Genomic DNA, 21,955 nt, shown 5'->3' with positions numbered 1-21,955 from the left:
GTCCGGGCTGTCTAAAATTGCATTTGCTACGCGGCCTTGGTATAGCTGATTTGTGTATAAACTACGCCCTTATCAACACGAGGCCGTTCAGGCCACGTTGAAACATTTTAGAAAAGAAAAAACGCCTGCCGTGGTGGTCCTTCCCACAGGCGCTGGGAAGAGTCTGGTGATTGCTGAACTGGCCAGATTGGCAAAAGGGCGGGTGCTGGTTCTGGCGCATGTGAAAGAGCTCGTTGAGCAAAATCATGCGAAGTATATTTCTTTCGGACTCAAAGCCGGTATCTATTCTGCGGGTTTGCAGCGCAAGGATATTGAGGAAAAAGTCATCTTCGGAAGCATTCAGTCCATTGCACGGGCACCCGACGACTTCTTTAACAATTTTTCTCTTTTAGTGATCGATGAGTGTCATCGTGTTTCAGTGCAGGGTGAGACTCAATATTTTCAAGTTATTTCAAAACTGCAAAAAGCCAATTCGGACATCTGTATTCTGGGATTGACGGCGACGCCTTATCGGCTTGGGCTGGGATGGATCTACGAATACAGTGAGCCCGCGAAAACATTGCAAACGGACGAAGAGCGTTTCTTTAAGAAGTGCATTTATGAACTTACGATCCGGTATATGATCAGGCATAAATATCTGACAATGCCAGTGAAGATTGATTCACCGGTGGCCTGCTATGACTTTTCCAGTTTGAAAATTCATGGAACTAGCTACGTTGCGGCGCAGGTGGAAGCAATTTTAAAAGATCAATCGCGCATTACCCCCTTGATTATAAAGAACATCATCGACATGGCCAAAGACCGTCAAGGTGTTATGATTTTCACAAGCTCTGTGACTCATGCCATTGAGATCATGAAGAACCTTCCTCCTTATGTGGCGGCCCTTGTTGTGGGGGACACCCCAGGTCCGGATCGTGACGAAATCATTGAGGCTTTTAAAAACCGCAAGTTGAAGTATTTGGTCAATGTCTCTGTTTTAACTACGGGGTTTGATGCACCTCATGTGGATGTTATTGCGATTCTTCGTCCGACCGAATCCGTCAGTCTTTATCAGCAAATTGTTGGACGTGGATTGCGATTGTCCCAGGGCAAAACAGACTGTCTTATTTTAGATTACACCGGGCAGGGGCATGATTTGTTTTCTCCCGAGATCGACGATGATAAACCGTCCGCCGCTTCTGAAATTGTTGAGGTGCCCTGCCCTGAGTGCGGAGTCATCAATCACTTTTGGGGACTTCGCGATCATGAAGGTCAAGTGAAAGAACACTTTGGCAGAAAGTGTAAAGGCGCTTTCGAAGATCCTGTGACCCATGAAAGAGCGCCCTGCGGCTTTCTTTTTCGCTTCAAACGTTGTGATAAGTGTGGCGCTGAAAACGACATTGCCGCTCGCAAATGCAAATCCTGTGAAAATGTTTTGGTCGACAACGATAAAAAGCTGAAAGAGGCGATGTCTTTAAAAGATGCCCATGTTTTACAAGTTGAAACCATGACCTTTAGCAAAGGGCATGACAAAAAAGGTCGAGATCGATTGGAGATCCGCTACTACGATCACAGTGCGCAGTTTCTGACAGAGTACTTCTATTTGCACAGTCGTGCTGACTGCCACGCATTTTATTTCAATTTTATTCGAATGCACAGCCGTCTTCCTGAAAGAAAGATTTCGGTGCGAAACATCGACGAGGTTCTTCAGCAAAGTTCGCTGTTTCGCAAACCTTTGTTCGTAGTGGCTCGAAAGCAGAAGCATTACTGGGTGATCCGCGAGAAAATTTTCGAATAGGCGAGTCCACAACCTATTAATATTCTGACATCATACTAGGCTTTTTGCCATATGAAGCCGAAGTAGCTTGAGCTTTGCGGGTCGTGAATTCCATACTATTTAAACCATGCTAAGTTTAATGCTGCGACTAGTTCTCATTTTGGTTTCTGTGCCCTCATTCGCAAAACAGAAAAGACTCGTGACATTTATCACTCACGAGTCACCTCCTCACATGAGTGAAACAATGCCAGATGGTGGTGCTGTATTTTACAGTCTAAAAAAAGTCCTAGAAAAAAAAGGCTATGGTGTAAAGGTGGTTTTTGCACCGTCATGGATTCGCGCAAAAATGAATGCGGTGAAGGACCCGAAGTTTGATGGATATGCCCCTGTACGTACGGTCGAGTACACGGACCAGTTTATTTTTACTAAGCTTTTTTTTAAAAGCCCTTGGCTTATCGTAGAACGAAAGGACCGTCCTATAGTATGGAATAAAATCGCGGATCTTGGAAAATACACGGCTGGAAATATTCAAGGTGTCGAGCTGCGCGATGGAATCAAGGAGTTGGCTGAGGCCGGAAAAATTAGAATTGAAAATGTTGGTACACCTTTAAGCAATTTTTTGAAGGTGGCGACCCAAAGGGTGGATTTCGCATTTTCTGACGAACTGGTTTTTCGCTACACAATGGGAATAGAGCCCGAACTTAAACCCTATCGAGATATTTTGCAGCTGAATGCCAAGCCCATTGTCGTTGATAGTTATGGAATAGCTTTACGAAAGAAGCCTGAGTTCCGAGAGCTGATTAAATACATCGAACTTCACGAGACGGATTTTGCTAAGTACACAGAAGAATATTTGACCAGTCTTCTTCCCAAAACGCCTTAGAGTCCTGCAAGCCTTTAAAATCCGTTGCTACTTTGTAACACCCTTTGACGGCTTTTATTTTGATCTCGTGACAGACACCGTGCAATATTGGCAGACATTTGTGTTCCCTTTTAGGTACGCATAACAGGCTTCTGGGGAATTCATGAAAAGCATTAATTTTGATCAGTCGAACGCAACTCTTTTAATTCAGGTTTTTCAAAATTCGCCATCGTTCATGGCCTTAGTGGAAGGGCCTCGCTTTCTTTTTAAATTTGGTAACGCTAAATTTTCTGAGCTTATTGGCTCTAGAGATCTTTGGGGGCGCACGCTTGAAGAGGCTTTGCCCGAACTTTCAGAGCAGGGCTTTCTGAGTATTTTGAAAACTGTCTCGCAAACAAAAAAGCCTTATAAAGGTTTTGAAGTTCCTTTGTATCTGAATACGTCTTCGGGACGAGTGCATAAGTATCTGGACTTCACGTACCAGCCCATTCTATCCGATCATGGCAATGTCGTTGGAATCTTGTTCGAAGGCACAGATGTTACTGAGAAAGTTCTTTCACGGATTGCTTTAGAGAAAGCCAAGGGAATCGTCGAGAATGAAAGAAAGAACTTTCATTCTCTTTTTAAAGACACACCTCATTTGGTCGGTATTCTGCGAGGTCCGCAGCATGTTTTTGAATTTGTGAATGAAGCCCACGTAAAGCTACTAGGCTTTAATGCGACGGGTATGACGGTTCGACAGGCGCAACCTGAATCCATTGAAATCCACGAACTTTTAGACGAGGTCTACCGCACGGGCGTGACCTCTCAGCACTTTGAAATTCCCGTGACCCTGGGTGATCGTATTCGGTACTTCAATCTGACCTTCAGCGCTCGGCGTGACGATGACGGGACGATAAATGGCGTGATGATTCTGTCGTCCGAAGTCACCTCTCATATAGAAATGCGTAAAGAGCTTGAAGAATCAAAGCAACTGATTGCGCTAGAGCAGCATAAGTTAGATGCCATTTTCAATGTCTCGCCTGCGGCGATGGCTTTGTGGGTTGGTGAAGACATGCTCTTTGAAAAACTAAATCCAGAGTATCAAAAAATATTTCCGGATCGTCAGCTGCAGGGACGCCCCATGCTAGAAGCCCTTCCTGAACTTGCAGACCAGGTCTTTCCGGAATTGATCCGAAATGTTTTACGAACAGGTAAGCCTTTTGTTGGTACCGAATTCTTGGCGAAGATTCGCCGAGGCCTCAATGGCCCTTTGGAAGATCGATATTTTGACTTTACTTATTTTCAAATTAAGGATGCCCAGGGACGTCCATATGGTGTCTACGATCATGCGATTGATGTGACTGAACGAGTGATGGCAAGACGAGAGCTTGAGGCCGCAAAGGAAGAAGCCATTCGGGCCAATGATTTGAAATCTGCCTTTTTAGCAAATATGTCTCATGAAATCCGTACCCCCTTGGGTGCGATCATGGGATTTGCGGATCTTTTGCGAGACCCAGATCTGTCCTTTGAAGATCGGGTCAGCTATTTAGAAGTTTTGCAGAGAAATGGTCAGCAGCTGACGGTTATTATAAACGATATTTTAGATCTTTCAAAAGTCGAAGCCGGGCAGATGGCTTTGGAGTTTTTGCCCCTTAAGCCCGAAAATGTCGTGAAGGATGTGCTTTCTCTTCTGCGAGTTAATGCTGCGGAAAAAGGGTTGCAGTTAGGCTTCGAGTTGGATCCGTCAACACCAGTGGAAATTCATTCCGATCCGACCCGTGTGCATCAAATACTTTTAAATCTGGTTAGTAACTCGATTAAGTTCACACCTTCAGGCAGCGTTGTTATTCGAACTTTCGGCATTAAAAGACAGGATCGGAATGTCGCCGCGTTCGAGATCATCGATACGGGAATTGGAATTCAACCCGAACAGCAGGAGCGCATTTTCGAGGTGTTTGTTCAGGCGGATAGTTCGGTCACAAGAAAGTTCGGTGGAACCGGTTTAGGGCTTTCTTTGTCGCGACGACTGGCGCGAGTTCTGGGGGGCGACGTTGTAGTAAAGGAAAGCCATATCGGCAAAGGCAGCACCTTTCTTGTGACGATTGAGGACCAACCGGAAAAGCTTAAGTCCTTGGTGCCCATCGTGCCAGCCGCGGCCAACGCTACTCGTAATGAGCCTGTTGAAAAGGTTTTGGAAGGTGTGAAGGTTCTGGTCGTGGATGATACACCTGATAATCAACGGTTAATCACACATTTTCTGCGTAGGGTGGGGGCGGTCGCCGATGTTGTGGATAATGGCGTGGTGGCACTGGCAAAAGCATTTGAAGGAAACTATGACATCGTTCTTATGGATATCCAAATGCCCCAGATGGATGGCTATACAGCGACGCAACAGTTACGCGAGAAAGGTTTTCAAAAGCCAATTATCGCACTCACGGCCCATGCCATGGCGGAAGTCCGCAAAAAGTGTCTGAGCGTCGGTTACAGTGACCATCTGACTAAACCGATCAGCTCGGCGGAACTTGTAAAAATGGTAAGCCGTTATGTGCAGCCCAGGACTTAAAGTCCCCGGTCTTAGAAACTTCAAAGGGAACTATCTTTTTCTGCCTTTGTCTGTTCGAGGTTTCGCAAGGCCGCGATGCTGGCCTTAGCAATAACAAGCTCGTGAAGAAAGTCGATGACTTCTTTTTGATTTCGCAGACGATAGCGCGCTTCCGTGACACCAGCGCCGACCTTGATAGGAAAACCTTTTTCCCCTAAGGCGCGGAACATATCTTCGTCGGTACGATCATCGCCGATGCAGATGATGGAATCCAAATTCGTATTTCCCAACTGAATCAACCATCTTAAGAAATGTCCTTTGTTACACTCTGTCGCTTTGGCTTCAACAATGTGCGAGCCCATCGCAATTGAGACGGGCTCATTGGCCATTCCAATTTGCAGTTCATCATGTAGTTTTTTTGCCTGAAAATTCGCGAAGTCGGCCGGCGATTGTCGAAAATGCCAGACCAAAGAGGCGCGTTTTCTTTCAACCCATGACAAAGGAACGCGGTCCGTATAGTCGTTCATGACTTTTTCGATTTGGGGATACCAAGCCTGAATCTCTGAAGCGATTCGGCTTTGCCATTTTTCTCCAGGAAATTTGTAAAAAGCGCCGTGTTCTGCCGCAAGCCCTATGGGCATATCATCAAACTGGGACTCCAGAAATTCTTTGGATCTTCCGCTAATCACAAAAACTTCCATTTTTTCGTGCAGAGACAGCAATAAGTGTTTGGTTTCCTCTAAAAGAGTCGCCAGTTCAGGTCGTTTAGCTAAAGCGACCACGGTGCCATCATAGTCCAGCACTACTTTCATTTTTTTGGTCTGTAGAGACTTTTTCAGAGGCGCCGGCCATAAATCCTGTTTGGGCTGAATGTCCGTGACCTTACGACGGGAAATCTGCGTGATACCTTCAAGATCTTTTAAAAAGGCCAGCGCCCATTTGGTTGAAGAATAGCGGGCAAGAATTTCCTGTAAATGAGAAAGACGTTCGAAGCGTTCATCAAGACTCATATCGAAAGCCTGTTTTATGGCATCGGCAATCGCATCAGTATCCCAGGGATTCACGATCAATGCATCACTCAACATGGAGGCGGCACCAGCGAACTCGCTGAGAATCAAAGAGCCGGGAGTTTCCAGGTCTTGTGCCATGACGAACTCCATGGCGACTAAATTCATTCCATCGCGCTTGCTAGTTATTAAGGCCGCGCTTGAACTGCGGTACAATGCCAAAAGCTCTACTTCAGAGATCGATTTAAAAATATAATGAACGGGAATGTATTCAGGTGTCCCAAACTGACCATTGATCGACCCCACGAGTTGCTCGATGTCTTTTTTCAAATCCATATATGCGGGCACTTTTTCCCTTGTAGGAACTGCGATTTGGATCAAAGAAATCTTGCCGATCAGTTCAGGGTATTTTTGCAAAGCTCTTTGCAAGCCAAATAGCTTTAGTTCTAGCCCCTTCGTGTAGTCAAGACGGTCCACACCCAGAATGGTGAAAGGCACGTTGCTCACGCTGGCGTAGTAGTCGCATTTTTGCTGAACCTCCGCCGACGAGGCTTTGGCCTTATAAGCATCACTTTCGATACTGATTGGATACACGCCCAAGTGCGCCGTGTGGCCGTTGATATCGGCTTTAAAAAATGACGTGTCCAATCCTAAAATGGATTTCAAACTGACCGTGAACTGTCTTAAGTAGGAGTGCTCATGAAAACCAATGAGATCCGAATGGAGCATCGCTGATAAAATCTCTTCACGCACTGGCAACTGGCGAAACTGTTCGGCACTAGGAAATGGAATGTGCAGAAAAAAACCGATTCTTACTTGCGGCAAACGTTCGCGCAATAGAAGCGGCAAAAGAAGAAAATGAAAATCATGAATCCAGATTGTGTCTTTGTCAGTTGCCACTTTCGCGATTTCATTGGCCATGATTTCATTTGCTTCTTTGTAAGCATTCCAGTTTTCGCGATTGAAGTTTGTCAATTGACTTTCATAGTGGAAAAGCGGCCAGATAATTTCATTAGAAAAGCCGTCGTAGTACTTTTCGTACCTTTCCTTCGAAATATAAACAGGATAACTTTGTAGATGAGGATGAACTTCATGGACTTTGTTGCGCAATCGCTCGGCTTCTTCTTTGTCCGTATCAAATCCAAACCAGGCGAAGGGTTCGTCAAGACTTACACCGAGCAACGCAGAAACAAGTCCACCACTTCCTCTTTTTAGTTCGCCATCGGCGGAAATGTTGAAGGGCAGCCGGTTGCTGATGAAAATTCTTTTTGGTTTTTCTGACATCAAAGTCCTCCGAACGAAAGGGATTTTGGTTTTTAATGAAAGGTCTGAAAAATGGAAGGCGTTAAGTTCAATTCACCTCATCGTTACAATCATGGTTTGATAGGCAACTGTGCCTATTCTGCGTTGGTCGATGCGAAAGCTAATATTAGCTGGTTGTGCTGGCCTAGATTCGACTCTAGCTTTATCTTTGGTCCGCTTTTAGATTCCGAAAAAGGCGGACGTTTTTCTTTTATACCTTCGGGTAGCAATTTTACTTCGTCACAGTCGTATATTAAAAACACCAATATTCTGTCCACTCGCATAGAAACTTCAGATGGTGCTTTTGAAGTGATCGACTTCGCCCCTAGATTTAATTTATTCGAGCGTTATCATAAACCCTTGATGCTCTTTCGCAAAATTAAAAAATTATCAGGTCGTCCGCGTGTCACTGTGAAATGCAATCCCGTTGGTGACTATGGAAAAGTTCAACCCCGAGTGATGATGGGTAGTAATCATCTGCGATATGAGGGCCTTGAACAGTCTGTGCGGCTTACCACAAATGCTTCGTTGACCTATATCGTGGAAGAAAAGGAATTCACAGTTACAGAAGATTTATATTTCATTCTTTCCTGGGGCATTCCCCTAGAAGGACCGTTGCAGGCGACTTTTGAAGATTTTTACAAACGTACAAAGAATTATTGGACGACGTGGGTAGAGAATTGTCATTTACCGCAGGTCTTTCAGAAGGAAGTGATTAGGTCCGCGCTGGTTTTAAAACTTCATCAGTATGAGGACACCGGCGGGATCATCGCCTCATGCACGACGAGTCTTCCCGAGATTCATGATGAAGGACGTAATTGGGATTATCGTTTTTGTTGGCTGCGCGACACCTATTACACTTTGTCTGCTTTGAACTCTTTAGGTCAGTTCGACGAAATAGAAAAATACGCGCACTTCGTTGAAAACCTCAATCCTCATGATCTTTCTTCTCTTCAGCCCGTATATTGTATAGATGGCTCTGCAGAGATGACCGAGATCGAGTTGGCACTTGATGGTTATCTTGGCAACAGGCCCGTGCGCATTGGTAACGAAGCGGCTTTGCAAATTCAGCACGATGCTTACGGACAAATTTTGTTGGCGGTGTTTCGTTTATTCGTCGATGAAAGACTTGTCGGAAGAGTGGATCAGACCTCCGTGCGTCTTATGAAAAGTATTCTACGCTACATTGAAAAGACCATGGAGACACCGGATAATGGTGTTTGGGAGTTTCGCGGAAAACAGGCCATACACTCTTACACATTGATGTTTCATTGGGCGGGAAGTGCCGCTGTTAGAAAAGTGGCGCGTTTGATGAATGACGAGGATCTTGCTGCCCGCGCAGAGCACGCTATGAACTATGCCGCAGCTCTTTTGGAAAAGTGTTATTCGCAAAAGAAAGGTGCCTACGCCCAAGCTTTGGGATCTGACGAATTGGATGCCAGCGCTTTGCAGTTAATCACGCTAGGGTACTTTCACGACAAGCCGAAAGACCTTGCTGCGAAACATCTGCAAGCTATTGAAAAGGAACTGATGCTTTCGCCGGGATTTCTGCTGCGTTATAAACATGCGGATGACTTCGGCCATCAGAAGTCAGCATTTTTGGCGTGCAGTTTTTGGTATGTGGAAGCGCTAGCTCAACTAGGACGCGCTGATGAAGCCGAAGAAATTCTTAAGAAGATTATTGCCACTCAGAACCACGTGGGCTTGATGAGCGAGGACTTCGATGTGGAAACGCAGAGCCAGTGGGGAAATTTCCCGCAAACATACAGTCATGTCGGTTTGATCAACTGTGCTTTCGCCATTGATAAAATGCTTGCCGGACCCTCTTTTTTTTAAGAGGGCCTTGTGGATACCGTAACTACCAACGAGTGAAGCTAAGAGCTCTTGGTTTGGAAATCTGAGAGCCGTCAAAATAGCGTTGATTACAATAAAGACGGTTGTCAGTCGTAAGAGCGCAGGCTGTATAGCCGGCGGGATCGGCCTTCGTGGAAACAAAGGTCTTTCCCTGACTTAAATCAATAAAGGGCAAGTCGAAGCGTGTTTTATCCCAATAGTGAAGAGCTCCTGATGTCGCGACTGCCATCAGGCTAAAGCTGTTTATGGCAATATCCGCGTACGTTGTGCCTGAGTTGACGACTATCGGCGTGAAATAGTTTACGCTGGTCGACCAATCTCCCGCCGTCCCCCAACACTTTAAAGTGCCATCTGTCGTAAGACCGCATGTGGCTCTTTCGCCGATAACGACTTTCTGATAATTTTTCGCAGAGTCGACCACCGCAGGTCCAGAATCGGCGATGCCACCGTTGCCTAGTCGGCCATTGGTACCTTTACCCCAGCATTTCAATTTATCGGCTGTGGTGATTCCACAAACCATACCGTAATTAGTAAAAACATATTTATACTTCGTGCCGAAGTCGAGAATCATAGGTGAATTGACGTCTCCATTTAGCGGGCCACCGGAGCTGTCAGAACCCCAACATTTCATATCGTTCGAGGTCGTAATGGCACACATAAAAGAGGTTCCGCTGAGCGATTCAATAATATAGTCTGTCGCGGTATCCAAAGCCCTTGGAGTCATACTTCCTTGACCACAGCTGGAGGACCAACCATAGAGTTTGTTTGTTTTGCTGATTCCGGCAGAACAGTAGTAGCTTCCCACATACACATTTCCAAAAGCGATGCCAGGACCCACCGGCACAGGAGCGCCGCGGACATTGGTGGTTCCATCTCCCACTGAGCCTCCGACATTGTAGCCCGCACAAACCATTTCTCCGTTGGCTTTGATGGCGCAAGCACTGCTTGTAGTGGAAACAACTTTTCCTCCGGCATAGGAGGCGCCCTGGCTGATGACCATGGGTGTCTCGCGATATAGTTCAGAACCTGCATAAGAGCCCTGACAGGAAGCTTCGCCAGTCGAGCGGATGAAACAAATACTTCTATCGCCGACGGTGTAGGTGGCAACAGTTCCGTGAGGATAAATATCGAGAAAATAGGGAGAAAACGGTGGCGCCAATCGCATGTTCTGATAGTCGCCCATGCAGAAGAGCTCACCACCCATAGAAAGTGCGCACCCTCCGGCATTAGTATTCGCAAGAGAAATTTCACTGAACTTGTAATCGCTGGGTACCAGGGTAGGGGTGGTCACCGTGTGATCGAAAAGAGAAGTAAAAAGACCACGTCCTTGACCCCAACATTCCAGATCGTCTGTTGAAGTAATCGCGCAATTGAAATAAGAGGACGCCGCAACTTTTTTGTAAGTCGTTCCGGGATTAATGAGGGTTCTGGTAGAAACAGTATAAGTTGTGCTTCCGTTTCCAACCTGTCCCGCATTGCCAAGACCCCAACATTTAAGTTGATTGCTCGTGGTGATTCCGCACGTGGCGTTTCCTGGAGAAATGCTAAGATAAGTGGTTCCGTTATCTACATCCACCGGTGTGTGGAAATAGGTGTCAGAAGTGTTGCTAATCGTGGTGTACCAGTTGGCACCCCAGCACTTCGCGACGCCCGTCGAAGTGATTCCACAAGCCTTATCTGCACTCGCTGTAAGTGCTGTAAAAGCAGTTGCTGGCTCAACAGATGTGGGTGAAAGCCTTTCCGTCGTGTCGCCGACCCCCAGCTGCCCCCGCGTGTTGGCTCCCCAGCACTTGATGGTCCCCCCGCTGGTCAAACCGCAGGCGGCATCGGACAGAAGCGCGACGCTAACGTAGTTTGTACCAGAGTCAATGACCGTTGGATTTAAGGCACTCACCTTGTCGCCGGTTCCCAGTTGTCCGTAAGTGTTGGTTCCCCAGCACTGCATCTTAAATGCAGTAGTGACCGCGCAGACGAACTGACCAGAAACAGAGACATCAAGATAAGTTCCGCCTACGGAATTCTCGGTGGCAACATAGACTTTATCTTTATGGCCGACCCCTAATTGACCATAACTGTTGTCGCCCCAACAGCGCATTTTGGCGTCAGAATAAATGGCACAGCTTACGGCACCTGAGTGCGATGACTTCACAATGGTTTTATAAGATTTGTCATTGTCTTTGATGAGCACGTTCATCAAAGTGTCCCAACCTAAAGTCACAGCGGCATTGTCTGTATGAGTAAGATAAATCGCAAGGTCGTGATCTCCATCAGCAGTCGCATCTTCCAAGATATCAAACGTGATTGAGGCAGAAAGTGTATTGGCGGGAATAGTGATATAGCCTTCTCCCAGAGTATGTTGAAGCATGTACACGCTATTACCAGCATAAGTGTAATACACCTTGGTCGGTGTTGATTTTATTGCTGTTAGAGTGACTTGCAGCTCTAGGTTCGCGGTGCCCTCGTTGACTGATTTATTAGTGCTGGTGATATTGACGTTGGCTTCAGTGTCTTTGATCCAACTTGTGGTTGTGGCACTGTTATATGGCTGCCACAGTCCATTGATCGAGCTAAGGCCGACGGCGCAGACGGTGATGGGGCCGTTGGGCACGGCGGAAAGATTCAAGGTTGCATTGATGGCGACATTTGTTTCCGCCGAATAGCCTGAAGCAACGGAACAATCGATCCCGGCGCCGAATTTGTATTTGTATTTGCTAACGTTAACTCCACCGACGCTCATTGTGACGGAACTAGAAGTGCTGGTGCCAGTGGGTGTTCCTGAAATTACCACCGTCGGTGTCGCCGTAGAAAGAACAAAGCTTCGTGTCGCTGTCGACTGCACGGTGGAATTATGTATGAGGTTGACCGTGGCCGTGACCGTGTCACCGTCGGCTCCAGATGCCGTCAAAAGGAGGGACCAACTTCCTTCGGAACAGGTTGTGGAGGCGATGCTCGGGGATGTCGAAGAAATTGTCGCACCCGGGGTGTCGCAGTTTCCTGAAAGAGCAAGGCTCGTTGAAGTGTAGGCGTTCGCTGCAGGACTCGTAATATCAATATTGCGACTGACGACATAAGAGGCCGTGTCAGTAGCAACGGTTGTCGTGCCATCTTTTAGGCTTACCGTAATATTGACAGTCGAATTATTTGCAAGGGCCGACGTGTCGGCATTGAAAATCCAGGTTTCGTCAGGCAGACAAGTTGTGGTTCCGCTGATAGATCCCGTGATTTCAATTGTTTTTCCCGCTCCTGTGCAAAAGCCCTCTAAAGCAAGTTCATTTTGAATGGCATCACCTTCATTCGGCCAATCAATGATAATCTCGGGACCCACAAGATTAATCGAGTCGCCTTCGCAAAAAGACTCATTATGAAAGACATCGCGGAATTTCACAAAGAGGTCTTTGGAGCCGTTCGTTGTGTCTGAGAAGGTCCAATTTGCGGAAGAAGAAATGGCGGCCCAGGTTCCTCCGGTTAAACAATCGGGATCTTCTGTAAGATACATCTCGCGGAATGCTGAATCATAGGTCAAAGATGCGACAACCGTTGGTGTGAAAGCGGTGGTTTCTCCATTATTGATAACCAGAGTGGAAGGGGCCGGGCCACTTCCTGATAAAGGTTTCCAAACGATGTCAAAACCGGTTCTGTTAACACTTGAATCTGAGGTAAAAGTAAATTCAACATGTGCATTGCTTGAGGAAACCGTGATCGGGGCGATGGGATCGTTGCCTGAGTTTGAAAAGGCCTCATTGCCGTCGATGTACATACTTAGGAAATCGTAATTAGTTTCCGTGTTCATGAGGTCAAAGGTGAACTGCGTGGGGCCTGTCAGATTCAAACTGAAGGTGCAGGATTCATCATCCGAATAATTGCCGGCAGTTCCTCCAGAATCGACAAGTCGTCCGATCGCTACCGACGATGTTGTATCGGTACACATCGTCTGTAAAACGGGGTCTGGCCATGAAATGTCGTCTGAAATACAAGAAGTCGTTGCGCCGCCCGCCGTTCTGAAGAGCGCACTGACGTAGGCCGTTCCCCCTTTGAAAGCAGAGTCTAGCGACCAGCTGTCAACGATAGCGGCGTACGAAGTCCAAGTGGGAGCTCCCGTACATGTGGCATTATTAAATAGAGCCATCTCGACAAGGCTTGAGGGCGCCAGAATATTGAGATTTTCAATGCCTGTTGCCGTCTCGGTTTGTTGAAGGCCGCCAATAAAAATTTTCGGTGTGCCAACATAGGTATCGATACGCACAGGGGTCGAAAGATTTTTCGCCTTATCAATAGCCTGTACATAAACATAGTTTTGGCCCGGACTTAGAAGAATTGTGTTCGTCGTAGAGCTGAAAAGTTCCGTGGTGAACACGAAGACAGGATTTTGCGTCACGTAGAAGCGGAACTGACACAAATCCAAAGCGTCAGCACATCCCCAATTCAGCGGGACGCTGCTTGCAGGAAGAAGAACGTCATTCAGGCCAACGACCTGCGGAAGAATTCTATCTATTATTAATGTGGCCGTGTCTGCGATCAGAGCACTATCAAGACCTTGTTGTGCCGAGATGCTATGGGCGTCGGCGTCTGCAAAACCGCTGACATCCAAACTATCGGACCAAAGATTTTCACTGCAGCTAATTGATTTCACCAAGGTCGTATCAACATAAAGCTTCACTTCACCGCTTTCAGAAACACAAGAGCCAGAAACGGGGACTGCCGTGACGTTTGCCGCATTTGCAAAAATCGCCGGAGTCTTATTGCCGATCGCAAGCAGAGGCTTATTTTCGGATGACAAAAGTTTCGTGAGTTCGGCGGAAAGCCCGCAACCCATTAAGAAAAAGGGAAGTAATGAAGACAGGATGGTGCTGGTATAATTACGTGCCGGATTCATTAAGGAATTTATCGGCACTTTTTTGTATTAAGAGAGTGTAATTGAAGAAATATCTTCTTTTTTTAACTGTTTATGAGCGATTTTATGGCAGTAATGAGAAAATCCACGCCTAAATGCGATGTATTTTTTAATCAATTCGAAGCCTATTTTCCCTTAATAAGACGACCGTGGCTTGCCGCCGGATCATAGTCTTGTTGTTCTCAGAGGACGCCTTTTTCGCATGTGACTAGTTCGAGTGAATGAAGCAAGTACCGATATTTCGGTCTTCAATCAGGGCGAGCATCAGACCCGGTTTGAAGATCTTGATAGTGCGGTCACGGAGATCTATGGAGAATGCTTGCATAGCGCAATGCGCAATGTTATCTTGGCTCTTCTTTACGTTCCTGTCCCGGAGAGGTGGCCGAGTGGTTGAAGGCGCACGCCTGGAACGCGTGTGTAGGTCACAAGCCTACCGAGAGTTCGAATCTCTCTCTCTCCGCCATTTTCTGTTCTGTTCAATCCGAACCTAATCAGCAAAAGAAAATCATGGTTATCTCTGTAGTATGCACCAAGGGTGTTTTCTTCGATTATACCGAATTAATCTAGGGAGATCTTCTTCGCAGCTGCACATTTGTAGTTCGGGTTGTCGTTATCCTCTTCCTAACTACGGCAGGGTAACTACAACAAGTTTGTTACCCAAGTATGATATTAGAAAATGTCATCAAAGTCATAGTAAGCTGATTCATATGCCAACTTTCCATCGATTAAGCATTGAACCTTATATTCTTTGTAGGGTATGTCATCAACATTAACAATCACAGGCTCTACGCAAGAATAATTGCGCTCTTCAACAAAATAACGTTTTTTATGAACTGGCTTACCAGCCTCACTGATATTTAAGCGAAAGTGAAATGGTCCTCTATCAGAGGCACTCACTGCTGGATGAAACTTTACAACGATCTTTTCTTTCGATAGCTGTACATCTTTAATAAAAGTCCATCTTTCGTAAAAAAGTGGATATTTTGGATTCGCACCAATCTTGTCTTTATATTTCTTCCATGCCTTATACGAAAGATGATGTACTAAAGTTTCTTTTTCAGCCTTCGACCTACACCAAATATTTCTTAAGAACCCATCTAATGGCAACTGATCAGGAACTACAACTTCAGCATGTCTGTGAAAGATAATCTTTTGCCTATCATCAGAATCCATATTCGGATGAAAAGCCTGATCATGATAAATATCTTTGAATGGCAGTTGTATAAAATCATCCGCTGATGACATTAGAGTTGCATTACTCGAGGCTAAATTTCCCGCACTAAACTTTGAGTTTGCCAAAGATAAAACAGCTTTGGAGTCGAAAAGAAATACGACAGGCACAGGGCAATGCTTATCTGTACGGCTAGGACGAAAGCCTTCAATCTGATATTGCATTGGAGGACGAGGTTTAAAATACAAGCGCACATGTTCTGTTACAGCAGAGCGTGTACTTCCAATAATTTCTTGATTTGCAACATCTAAAGGGATTCCTCCACGAGAACCTAAAGCGGAACGACTAAGTAACTTGCCTTCAGAGATGATCTGTATCGCATTTTTTATATCCGTGAAATGGACTAAATATTTGGGCCACCACTTTCGAGAATCACCAAGCCAAAGCTCCTCGCGAAGACAATCGATAGAGTCACATATTTCTTGGGCATCAGGCTTTTGGGCGGGCATTGAAAACCTTTGGTTCGATCACGTTCGATTTTCTAACTTGAGAGTTTGTAGAATCAGGAACTAGTTGAATCCCGATGCTATCAAAGTCGCTACTAACAAACTCTTTATAGTCTCCAGTAACTCGAACAAGTTCACAATATGGCAGCGAAGACAATAATCCTAAAATCTCACCATATATACCTTCTAAAGAGTAATTCACGACCTGCTTACTCAAATAACCAAACCGTCGCAAAGTGCCCCATACATCAGTCATCTCTTCATTCGTTACCAACGATTTGTTATTAAAAATAATTCCATTAAGGTCATCATCAAATTCAATTGTGAAACCTCTTTTAGTGATTGGATTAACAAACTCTGAGTTCAATATGACTGCACTTCTTAAGTCTCGCAAAACTTCTTCATATGCCAGTAGCTGTGGCTCTGTTCGTAGCCAATGTTTCATGTCAGCTAAGTTTTTATGCTCAGGTTGAGATGCGACACCGACATCATGTAAATGAATGAAGACATCAATAGGAATGTTTTCCAAATATTTCTTCATCAGAGGTTGAACTTGAGTATTCCAATCAAGCTCACCATTTCCGCAGCCTAGTTTTGGAAATGAAATGCTGCTAATTCCATACTTGGAATATGTATCGCGGAATTTAGCTAAGCCAGCTTCGATATACTCAACTCTCGAAGGCTGTCTCCAAGTGGTTTTAGTTGGAAAATTAAGAACCCATTTGTTGTCGGTTTTATAAAGCCAAAGTTTGCCAGGAATTAAAAGCTTCTTTTCGCAGACTTCCTGATAACGAGGAAACATTTCTGGAAATAACGACTTAAATTGCTTGGCTAAACCTTTCCCCATAACACCTTCTGTGTTTACAGGATTAACCAACACTTTTGCCGGCGTTGTAAAAATGTCTCCGTTGACATATGTAATCAAGAGGTCCCCCAAAAGATAAGTAACAGGCCATACATTTTGATTCAATAAAAAGACTTAGCTAAAAGCGTTTAGATTCAATTCTAACAACGCCCTTCGGAACAAGTCGGACAGATGACAAATAAAACTCAATAGAGCGGATATGTCGACGCATCGCATGGTTGGCTGTTCGACTGACTCCTAAATAAAGTTTTACTAGAGCTGGAGGCTCACATGACGACGTTACAGTCATTACAAAGACAGTGAGGTTAGCCTAAAAATTTAGACCAGTTATAGCTTGAGTGGTCGTGTGTCTAAACTAGACCACAGAGCACAAAATGAAAAAAAGGGTTCACGGAAGAACAAGTCGTTAAAATACTAAATCGCAATCGTAACGGTGAAACTGCAAAAACACTCGGCAGAGAGTTTGGCGTGTCCGACGCTACCATTTATGTTTGGAAAAAGAAGTTTCAAAACATGACCGTTAACGAAGCAAAAAAGCTCAAGGAGCTTGAGGCCGAAAATGCACGTCTGAAGCGTTTGGTCGCAGATCAAGCTCTCGACATCGTTATGCCAAAGGACGTCAATTCAAAAAAGTGGTAGGGCTCAGTGCGCGGAAAAAATCGGACGAGCACTTAAGATCTAAGTACTCGGTGAGCGTTCGTAGTACGGCGACTGTATTGGACCTGAATCGATCGACAATGACCTATAAACTCGGCCATCGAAAGATGAGCCGCTGATAAAGCGAATGAAAGAACCGGTAACTAAAGATCGTAGGTTCGGTTTACCGCGAATTCATTTTCTTTTACGACGGGAAAAATTGGTCACTAGTCATCTGAATATTCAATCAACGCGCGCACGATGATTAAATTTTTCGAATCTTTGCCGAAGTTTCCAAAAAAACTTCGCTGTGACAATGGACCAGAAATGTCTTCTAGAGAATTTATGAACTGGGCATATAAAAATAATATTGCGATAGAATATATTCAGCCAGGAAAACCCGTGCAGAACGCATTCATTGAATCTTTCAATTCAAGATTCCGTGATGAGTGTTTAAACGAAGAGTTATTCCTTGATTTGGCTGACGCAAAGAAGAAGATCGAGAAGTGGAGAAAGTACTACAACGAAGAGCGACCCCGCTCTTCGATTGGGGCGAAAACTCCAAATGCTTTTGAAGAGGAATTTGAGATTAACGACGCAGGACCACTCAAGAAGAAAGTGGGTTAAAATTTCAGGCTAACCTCAGGACAAAGTTGATTTTTTCAAGAATACTATCTTGGTGAATTGCTCCTGGAGCTCAAAGAACGGGATTAAATCAACTAAGTCGGGGGCCGACCGCCTAATTGACATTGCGCCTTCTCTTTTGGCGCTTCTAAGAGAATTGAAAGCTCAAGCTGAGGATCAGCATTGGGTCCTCCCTAGAAATGATAGATGGGATCGAGGGCAACAGGCAAAAGATCTCAGGATGTTCCTTCAAGTTGTGGGTTTACCCCAAATCCGCTTCCATGACCTGAGAGCAACTTGGGCGACACTCCTGCTGGCGCAAGGAGTTCAACCCTTTAAAGTCATGGCAATGGGTGGACGGAACGACATGGAAACTATGATTTTATATAAGGAAGGCGGGATTGAACACCAAAGATGCTATGAAGGGTTTTGACTTATCAGAGTAAACATCATAGTTTTAGTGATGGCAGAGAAGGCCCGAGCTTTTAAAGCTTTTCAAAGCACTCTCTCTGCCATCTTCGTGATCAAATATTAACGAATTACACGTCTCAATTTTTGGTCAGTACCGCATGGTCTATTAAACTAAAGATTCGAAAAAAAGGGCTGCTAAAGTTAAGAAACAGAACTGCTCGCAGCACATAGTGGAGTTCAGAATGGAAAATGAAATCAACGAGCTTCGAAAACTCCTTCGAGAAGCCGATGAATTAAGAGTAAAAAAATTAATCTTACCTGACGAGAAACCTGCGCGCCTTCTGGGGGTTAACGGCACCATATATCTCCTACGCATTCTTGATAGATTTAGGGACCTGCTGATCGCTTGCATCTCAGCCTATGAACATAAACGAGTCCTTTCCCTTTACATAGAGGTCAGAGCTCACTTTGAGACCACCGCTAGTTTAATGTATTTTTATGGGAAACTTTGTGAGTTTTATGACAACGCTATCGACCTTAATCAAATGGAAGAAGCTACAAATCGAATTTCTTCGGGTTCAAAATTGAAACCGGACTGGAATTCAGAGTTGCCCGTGCTTGACCCGGTAAATGTTCTCACAACAATAAAACATGCAGACAGAATACTTAGGGAAGCCGGCAGCACAGTAGATATGTTCGCAGGCTCTTACAATTTCATTTCCGAGCTTGCCCATCCGAATCATTTCGGGTTGATATACAAATCTGAGGTCTCTATTGAAGAAGGAACCATTACGTTCTTAACTGACGAAGACGCCTTCCAAAAGCATTCCAAAGGAGCCATTTATAAGTTGCTTATCTCAGTCAATGTTTTTATGCAGTGGTATCAACACGCCTTCAGTCTGTTAAAGAAGAACGAGACTATGCCTCTTCTCGTAAGGTAGTAGATGCCAACTTGTCGTAGTAGGTAGTTGATGGCAGGGAAAGACCTCAATATCGTTGATGATTTTTTTAAGGATTCCCTCTCCGCCAAATTTATAAACTCCACGCTCTCAAAAATCTTAGCGATCACTATCTATCCCGCTTTCTACGCACATAAAGTATCTTACTTAGTTGCGCGATTGTTTGTCCGTGAATGTCGGTGACGGTGAGGAGTAAGTCGAATACGTACTAGTCTCCATCTTTGGTTCTTTCTTTGATGGTGTTCAGTAATTCGTCGTTGATAACAAATTAAGCTGTTAAGCGAATTTTCCTCGTTTAATATAGTCAATAAGGGCCGTAGATAGGACCCCAGCCAATCGAAATTAGACTTGTCCGTGAGCTTAAGCCACCTTCGACAGGGGATAAACGATTTTTCGCTCCGATTTTATTTTTGCTCCCGCGGTTAGGTGTGCGGGCTCGATGCGATCTTTTCCCATTAAGTGAAAAACTGTTTCGCCTCGGGCCAAAAGATAGTCTGAAATAATTCTGCGATGACAGCGCCACCATACGGCTTCAGAGCACATTATTGCGCAACGTTTTTTTCTTCCTAGTTTTATTAGCTTATCCAGACCCTGCAAGAAATCTTCCGACAAGGCATAGTCCGCGTAATTATGAAAACTGCTATTCTGCCAGAATCCGTTTTCCTGGGTGGGTACGACTTTGCTTTTGCTTCGCAAGCCTCCTAGTTCGGTAAGATGGCGATAGCCGATTTTGAAAGCGGCTAAATCTTCCGGAAGGGTGTCTTTGTTGTATTGCGGATTTGTGCGAGATCTTGGGACTGTGCGAACATCGACGACCAGCTTAATATCTTCGGCCTGCAAAAGATGCACAAATTCTGCAAGGCTTCGCGTGGAATGTCCCACGGTAAAAAAAGGTTTGTCTGCTGTCTTTGTGGATTTTTGCACCTTCATTAAAGATCCTAAGTGGGTGCAGGGCCTTCATTTTCCTGCTGTACTTTTCGGTAAGACGCCTCGACACGAGCTTTACGCACTCTTTCAGCTAAAAATCCCCAATAGACGATTTGATATACTAGAAATACAAAGATGCCACCAGAGACAGCTAAAAATGCGGGCCGACTGTCTTCCCATTCATACATCGCTACGAACAAGGCTAACGGATGCATCATAAACAATACGGCGTGCAGCCACATCTCTTCTGCCGAGCAGAATTTGCGGTGGACCCATTCATCTTTGGTAACGGAAATACAAGACAATGTCGCCATCACATAATAGATCGCTTCGGTCGTGGGAGTTCTTTCCGTGAAAACTAAAAAAAGCAGACAGGCGATAACGCTTATGGTGTCAATGGGGTGGCTGATCACCTCCCATTTAGGCAGCCCTCGTTTGCGATGAAAAAAGAATTCATCAAACAAGATGGCAGCTCCCTGAATGGCGGAGATAATCAGGAAAGCGCTCATAACTTCTCCATCAATCCGGCACATAGTGTGAGGCCCGGCCCGAATGCATAGCTGATTATCGGCGTGCCTGAAGGAATAGCGTCATCGTTTAAGATTTTTTCCCAAAGATGAGGCAATGTCGCTGACGACATGTTGCCTCGTTCTTTAAGCAGGGCTCGGCTGGCTTGAACTTGGTGATCCTTCAGATTCATCTGTTTTACGACTTGATCAATGATTTTGGGACCACCGGGGTGAACGGCAAAAAGGGCACTTTTAGAAAATTCCGCGGGGTCCAAACCACGCGCATTCAACCAGCGATAGGTGAACTCACAGATTTTTTTTCCGACCATCGTCGGAACGTCTTTAGATAGCGTCATTTTCATGCCCCAATCTGAAACCATCCACTCCATGGCGTCGGTCGTGTCCGGGACGAGTTCTTCGTAAAGGGAATGAACTTTGAATCCCTTCAGAGGCTTTTCCGAAGTCATCGAATAGGCAATCACACCATCGGCAAAAAGACTTTGAATCACCATTTGTTCGAGCGAAGGATCTTGTGGATTTAAATGCAGACTGCAAAGTTCAGTATGGACTAAGTCCACGGCATTCTTCTTGCCTAGAATTTCCTGATTCGCCAAAAAACCCGAGGCCATTCGCAAAGCCGGAAAGGCTCCATAACAGCCCATATGATAAGAGTGAGTCACCGTAACTGGCTTTGGCGCTTTTACAGCCACCATTTGCGCTGCACTTGGCGAGACATAACCCGTGCAACTGACATGAATAATGTCGTCAGGAAAAGCTCGTTCCGCATAAAGCTTGTTAAAAAGTTCTACGACTGTTTTGTGATAGAACTCGTGTCGGTGGTGCATGCTGACGCCGCGAGGAGCTTCTTTGACTGGATAGATCTTATTTTTTTCCCAGTCCGTGTGCTGCGCATCCGGAATAAAAAAGCTTCGTGTCGCGATCTGTGTTTCAGAGCACGCCACCCGCGAAAGAAGTTTTGCATATTCCTGTTCCGAGTAGGCCTGATCTTTTTGGGCCGCTTTATAAATAGCGGCCAGCCATTTAAGACCGTCGCTTTGGTTTCTAAGATAAGGGGGCTGAATGGAGTGAAAGTTTTGTAAGTACATACCAAAATGCTTCAGGAACACCTGTCACTTCGGTAGATCCAGTGT

General features: G+C 45.3%; 14 protein-coding genes, 1 tRNA gene and 1 pseudogene. 9 read left to right on the top strand and 7 right to left on the bottom strand.

Annotation, left to right across the window (positions count from 1 at the left end; genetic code table 11):
- The first annotated feature begins 52 nt into the window (after positions 1 to 52).
- From OM95_RS06200 to OM95_RS17130, 3 genes are all read left to right on the top strand, one after another.
- Positions 53 to 1,777 (top strand): DEAD/DEAH box helicase, encoded by a 1,725-nt coding sequence (locus OM95_RS06200; protein WP_041871438.1) that lies wholly within the window; start codon positions 53 to 55, stop codon positions 1,775 to 1,777.
- 211 nt (positions 1,778 to 1,988) lie between these two features.
- Entirely contained in the window at positions 1,989 to 2,639 is a 651-nt protein-coding gene (locus tag OM95_RS06195) for an ABC transporter substrate-binding protein (RefSeq protein ID WP_291515682.1), read from the top strand.
- Positions 2,640 to 2,781: 142 nt separating this feature from the next.
- Positions 2,782 to 5,163 (top strand): PAS domain-containing protein, encoded by a 2,382-nt coding sequence (locus tag OM95_RS17130; RefSeq protein ID WP_291515680.1) that lies wholly within the window; start codon positions 2,782 to 2,784, stop codon positions 5,161 to 5,163.
- A gap of 20 nt (positions 5,164 to 5,183) precedes the next feature.
- Here OM95_RS17130 and OM95_RS06185 read toward each other — a convergent pair whose 3' ends face one another.
- Positions 5,184 to 7,433: a bifunctional alpha,alpha-trehalose-phosphate synthase (UDP-forming)/trehalose-phosphatase gene (locus OM95_RS06185; protein WP_041871434.1), complete on the bottom strand. Its 2,250-nt coding sequence runs from the start codon at positions 7,431 to 7,433 to the stop codon at positions 5,184 to 5,186.
- 51 nt (positions 7,434 to 7,484) lie between these two features.
- On the opposite strand from OM95_RS06185, the gene OM95_RS06180 reads away from it, so the two are divergent.
- Positions 7,485 to 9,287 carry a glycoside hydrolase family 15 protein gene (locus OM95_RS06180; RefSeq protein ID WP_041871431.1) on the top strand — a complete coding sequence of 601 codons (1,803 nt, stop codon included), beginning with the start codon at positions 7,485 to 7,487 and terminating at the stop codon, positions 9,285 to 9,287.
- A gap of 22 nt (positions 9,288 to 9,309) precedes the next feature.
- Here the strand turns inward: OM95_RS06180 and OM95_RS06175 are convergent, their stop codons facing one another.
- The gene (locus tag OM95_RS06175) at positions 9,310 to 14,178 is read right to left on the bottom strand and encodes a hypothetical protein (RefSeq protein ID WP_041871429.1); all 4,869 of its coding nucleotides are present in this window, start codon (positions 14,176 to 14,178) and stop codon (positions 9,310 to 9,312) included.
- A gap of 390 nt (positions 14,179 to 14,568) precedes the next feature.
- Here OM95_RS06175 and OM95_RS06170 point away from each other — a divergent pair.
- Positions 14,569 to 14,659, top strand: a tRNA-Ser gene (locus OM95_RS06170).
- 206 nt (positions 14,660 to 14,865) lie between these two features.
- On the opposite strand, the gene OM95_RS06165 is transcribed toward OM95_RS06170, so the two are convergent.
- On the bottom strand, positions 14,866 to 15,876 hold the full coding sequence (locus OM95_RS06165) for a DarT ssDNA thymidine ADP-ribosyltransferase family protein (protein WP_041871427.1): 1,011 nt from the start codon (positions 15,874 to 15,876) through the stop codon (positions 14,866 to 14,868).
- Entirely contained in the window at positions 15,857 to 16,798 is a 942-nt protein-coding gene (locus OM95_RS17125) for a macro domain-containing protein (protein WP_291515678.1), read from the bottom strand. Before OM95_RS17125 ends, OM95_RS06165 begins: the two co-directional genes overlap by 20 nt.
- 336 nt (positions 16,799 to 17,134) lie before the next feature.
- Between OM95_RS17125 and OM95_RS06155 the strand changes: the two are divergent.
- From OM95_RS06155 to OM95_RS06140, 4 genes and pseudogenes are all read left to right on the top strand, one after another.
- Positions 17,135 to 17,377: pseudogene (locus OM95_RS06155) on the top strand (transposase); the annotation flags it as partial.
- A 342-nt stretch (positions 17,378 to 17,719) separates the two neighbouring features.
- Positions 17,720 to 18,001 carry a transposase gene (locus OM95_RS06150; RefSeq protein ID WP_291515676.1) on the top strand — a complete coding sequence of 94 codons (282 nt, stop codon included), beginning with the start codon at positions 17,720 to 17,722 and terminating at the stop codon, positions 17,999 to 18,001.
- Between the two features lie 52 nt (positions 18,002 to 18,053).
- On the top strand, positions 18,054 to 18,431 hold the full coding sequence (locus OM95_RS06145; RefSeq protein WP_291515675.1) for a tyrosine-type recombinase/integrase: 378 nt from the start codon (positions 18,054 to 18,056) through the stop codon (positions 18,429 to 18,431).
- A gap of 220 nt (positions 18,432 to 18,651) precedes the next feature.
- On the top strand, positions 18,652 to 19,350 hold the full coding sequence (locus OM95_RS06140; protein WP_041871424.1) for a hypothetical protein: 699 nt from the start codon (positions 18,652 to 18,654) through the stop codon (positions 19,348 to 19,350).
- A 378-nt stretch (positions 19,351 to 19,728) separates the two neighbouring features.
- Here the strand turns inward: OM95_RS06140 and OM95_RS06135 are convergent, their stop codons facing one another.
- The 3 genes from OM95_RS06135 to OM95_RS06125 are packed head-to-tail and all read right to left on the bottom strand — an operon-like array spanning position 19,729 to position 21,910.
- Entirely contained in the window at positions 19,729 to 20,298 is a 570-nt protein-coding gene (locus tag OM95_RS06135; protein WP_041871421.1) for a DUF488 domain-containing protein, read from the bottom strand.
- A gap of 8 nt (positions 20,299 to 20,306) precedes the next feature.
- Entirely contained in the window at positions 20,307 to 20,804 is a 498-nt protein-coding gene (locus tag OM95_RS06130; RefSeq protein WP_291515673.1) for a hypothetical protein, read from the bottom strand.
- Entirely contained in the window at positions 20,801 to 21,910 is a 1,110-nt protein-coding gene (locus tag OM95_RS06125; RefSeq protein ID WP_041871417.1) for a 3-oxoacyl-[acyl-carrier-protein] synthase III C-terminal domain-containing protein, read from the bottom strand. The genes OM95_RS06130 and OM95_RS06125 overlap by 4 nt, the downstream gene beginning before the upstream one ends.
- Positions 21,911 to 21,955 lie beyond the last annotated feature (45 nt).

It is taken from the genome of Bdellovibrio sp. ArHS (genome assembly GCF_000786105.1).
Classification (GTDB): domain Bacteria; phylum Bdellovibrionota; class Bdellovibrionia; order Bdellovibrionales; family Bdellovibrionaceae; genus Bdellovibrio.
Note: the sequence above shows the minus strand (reverse complement) of the source record. Positions and strands in the feature narration are given on the sequence as shown.

Excerpts from the sequence above, each read along its gene's own strand:
- OM95_RS06195 (WP_291515682.1), top strand. The coding sequence starts at position 1,989 with ATGAGTGAAACAATGCCAGATGGTGGTGCTGTATTTTACAGTCTAAAA.
- OM95_RS17130 (WP_291515680.1), top strand. The coding sequence starts at position 2,782 with ATGAAAAGCATTAATTTTGATCAGTCGAACGCAACTCTTTTAATTCAG.
- OM95_RS06185 (WP_041871434.1), bottom strand. The coding sequence starts at position 7,433 with ATGTCAGAAAAACCAAAAAGAATTTTCATCAGCAACCGGCTGCCCTTC.
- OM95_RS06180 (WP_041871431.1), top strand. The coding sequence starts at position 7,485 with ATGGAAGGCGTTAAGTTCAATTCACCTCATCGTTACAATCATGGTTTG.
- OM95_RS06175 (WP_041871429.1), bottom strand. The coding sequence starts at position 14,178 with ATGAATCCGGCACGTAATTATACCAGCACCATCCTGTCTTCATTACTT.
- OM95_RS06165 (WP_041871427.1), bottom strand. The coding sequence starts at position 15,876 with ATGCCCGCCCAAAAGCCTGATGCCCAAGAAATATGTGACTCTATCGAT.
- OM95_RS06150 (WP_291515676.1), top strand. The coding sequence starts at position 17,720 with ATGAACTGGGCATATAAAAATAATATTGCGATAGAATATATTCAGCCA.
- OM95_RS06140 (WP_041871424.1), top strand. The coding sequence starts at position 18,652 with ATGGAAAATGAAATCAACGAGCTTCGAAAACTCCTTCGAGAAGCCGAT.
- OM95_RS06135 (WP_041871421.1), bottom strand. The coding sequence starts at position 20,298 with ATGAAGGTGCAAAAATCCACAAAGACAGCAGACAAACCTTTTTTTACC.
- OM95_RS06130 (WP_291515673.1), bottom strand. The coding sequence starts at position 20,804 with ATGAGCGCTTTCCTGATTATCTCCGCCATTCAGGGAGCTGCCATCTTG.
- OM95_RS06125 (WP_041871417.1), bottom strand. The coding sequence starts at position 21,910 with ATGTACTTACAAAACTTTCACTCCATTCAGCCCCCTTATCTTAGAAAC.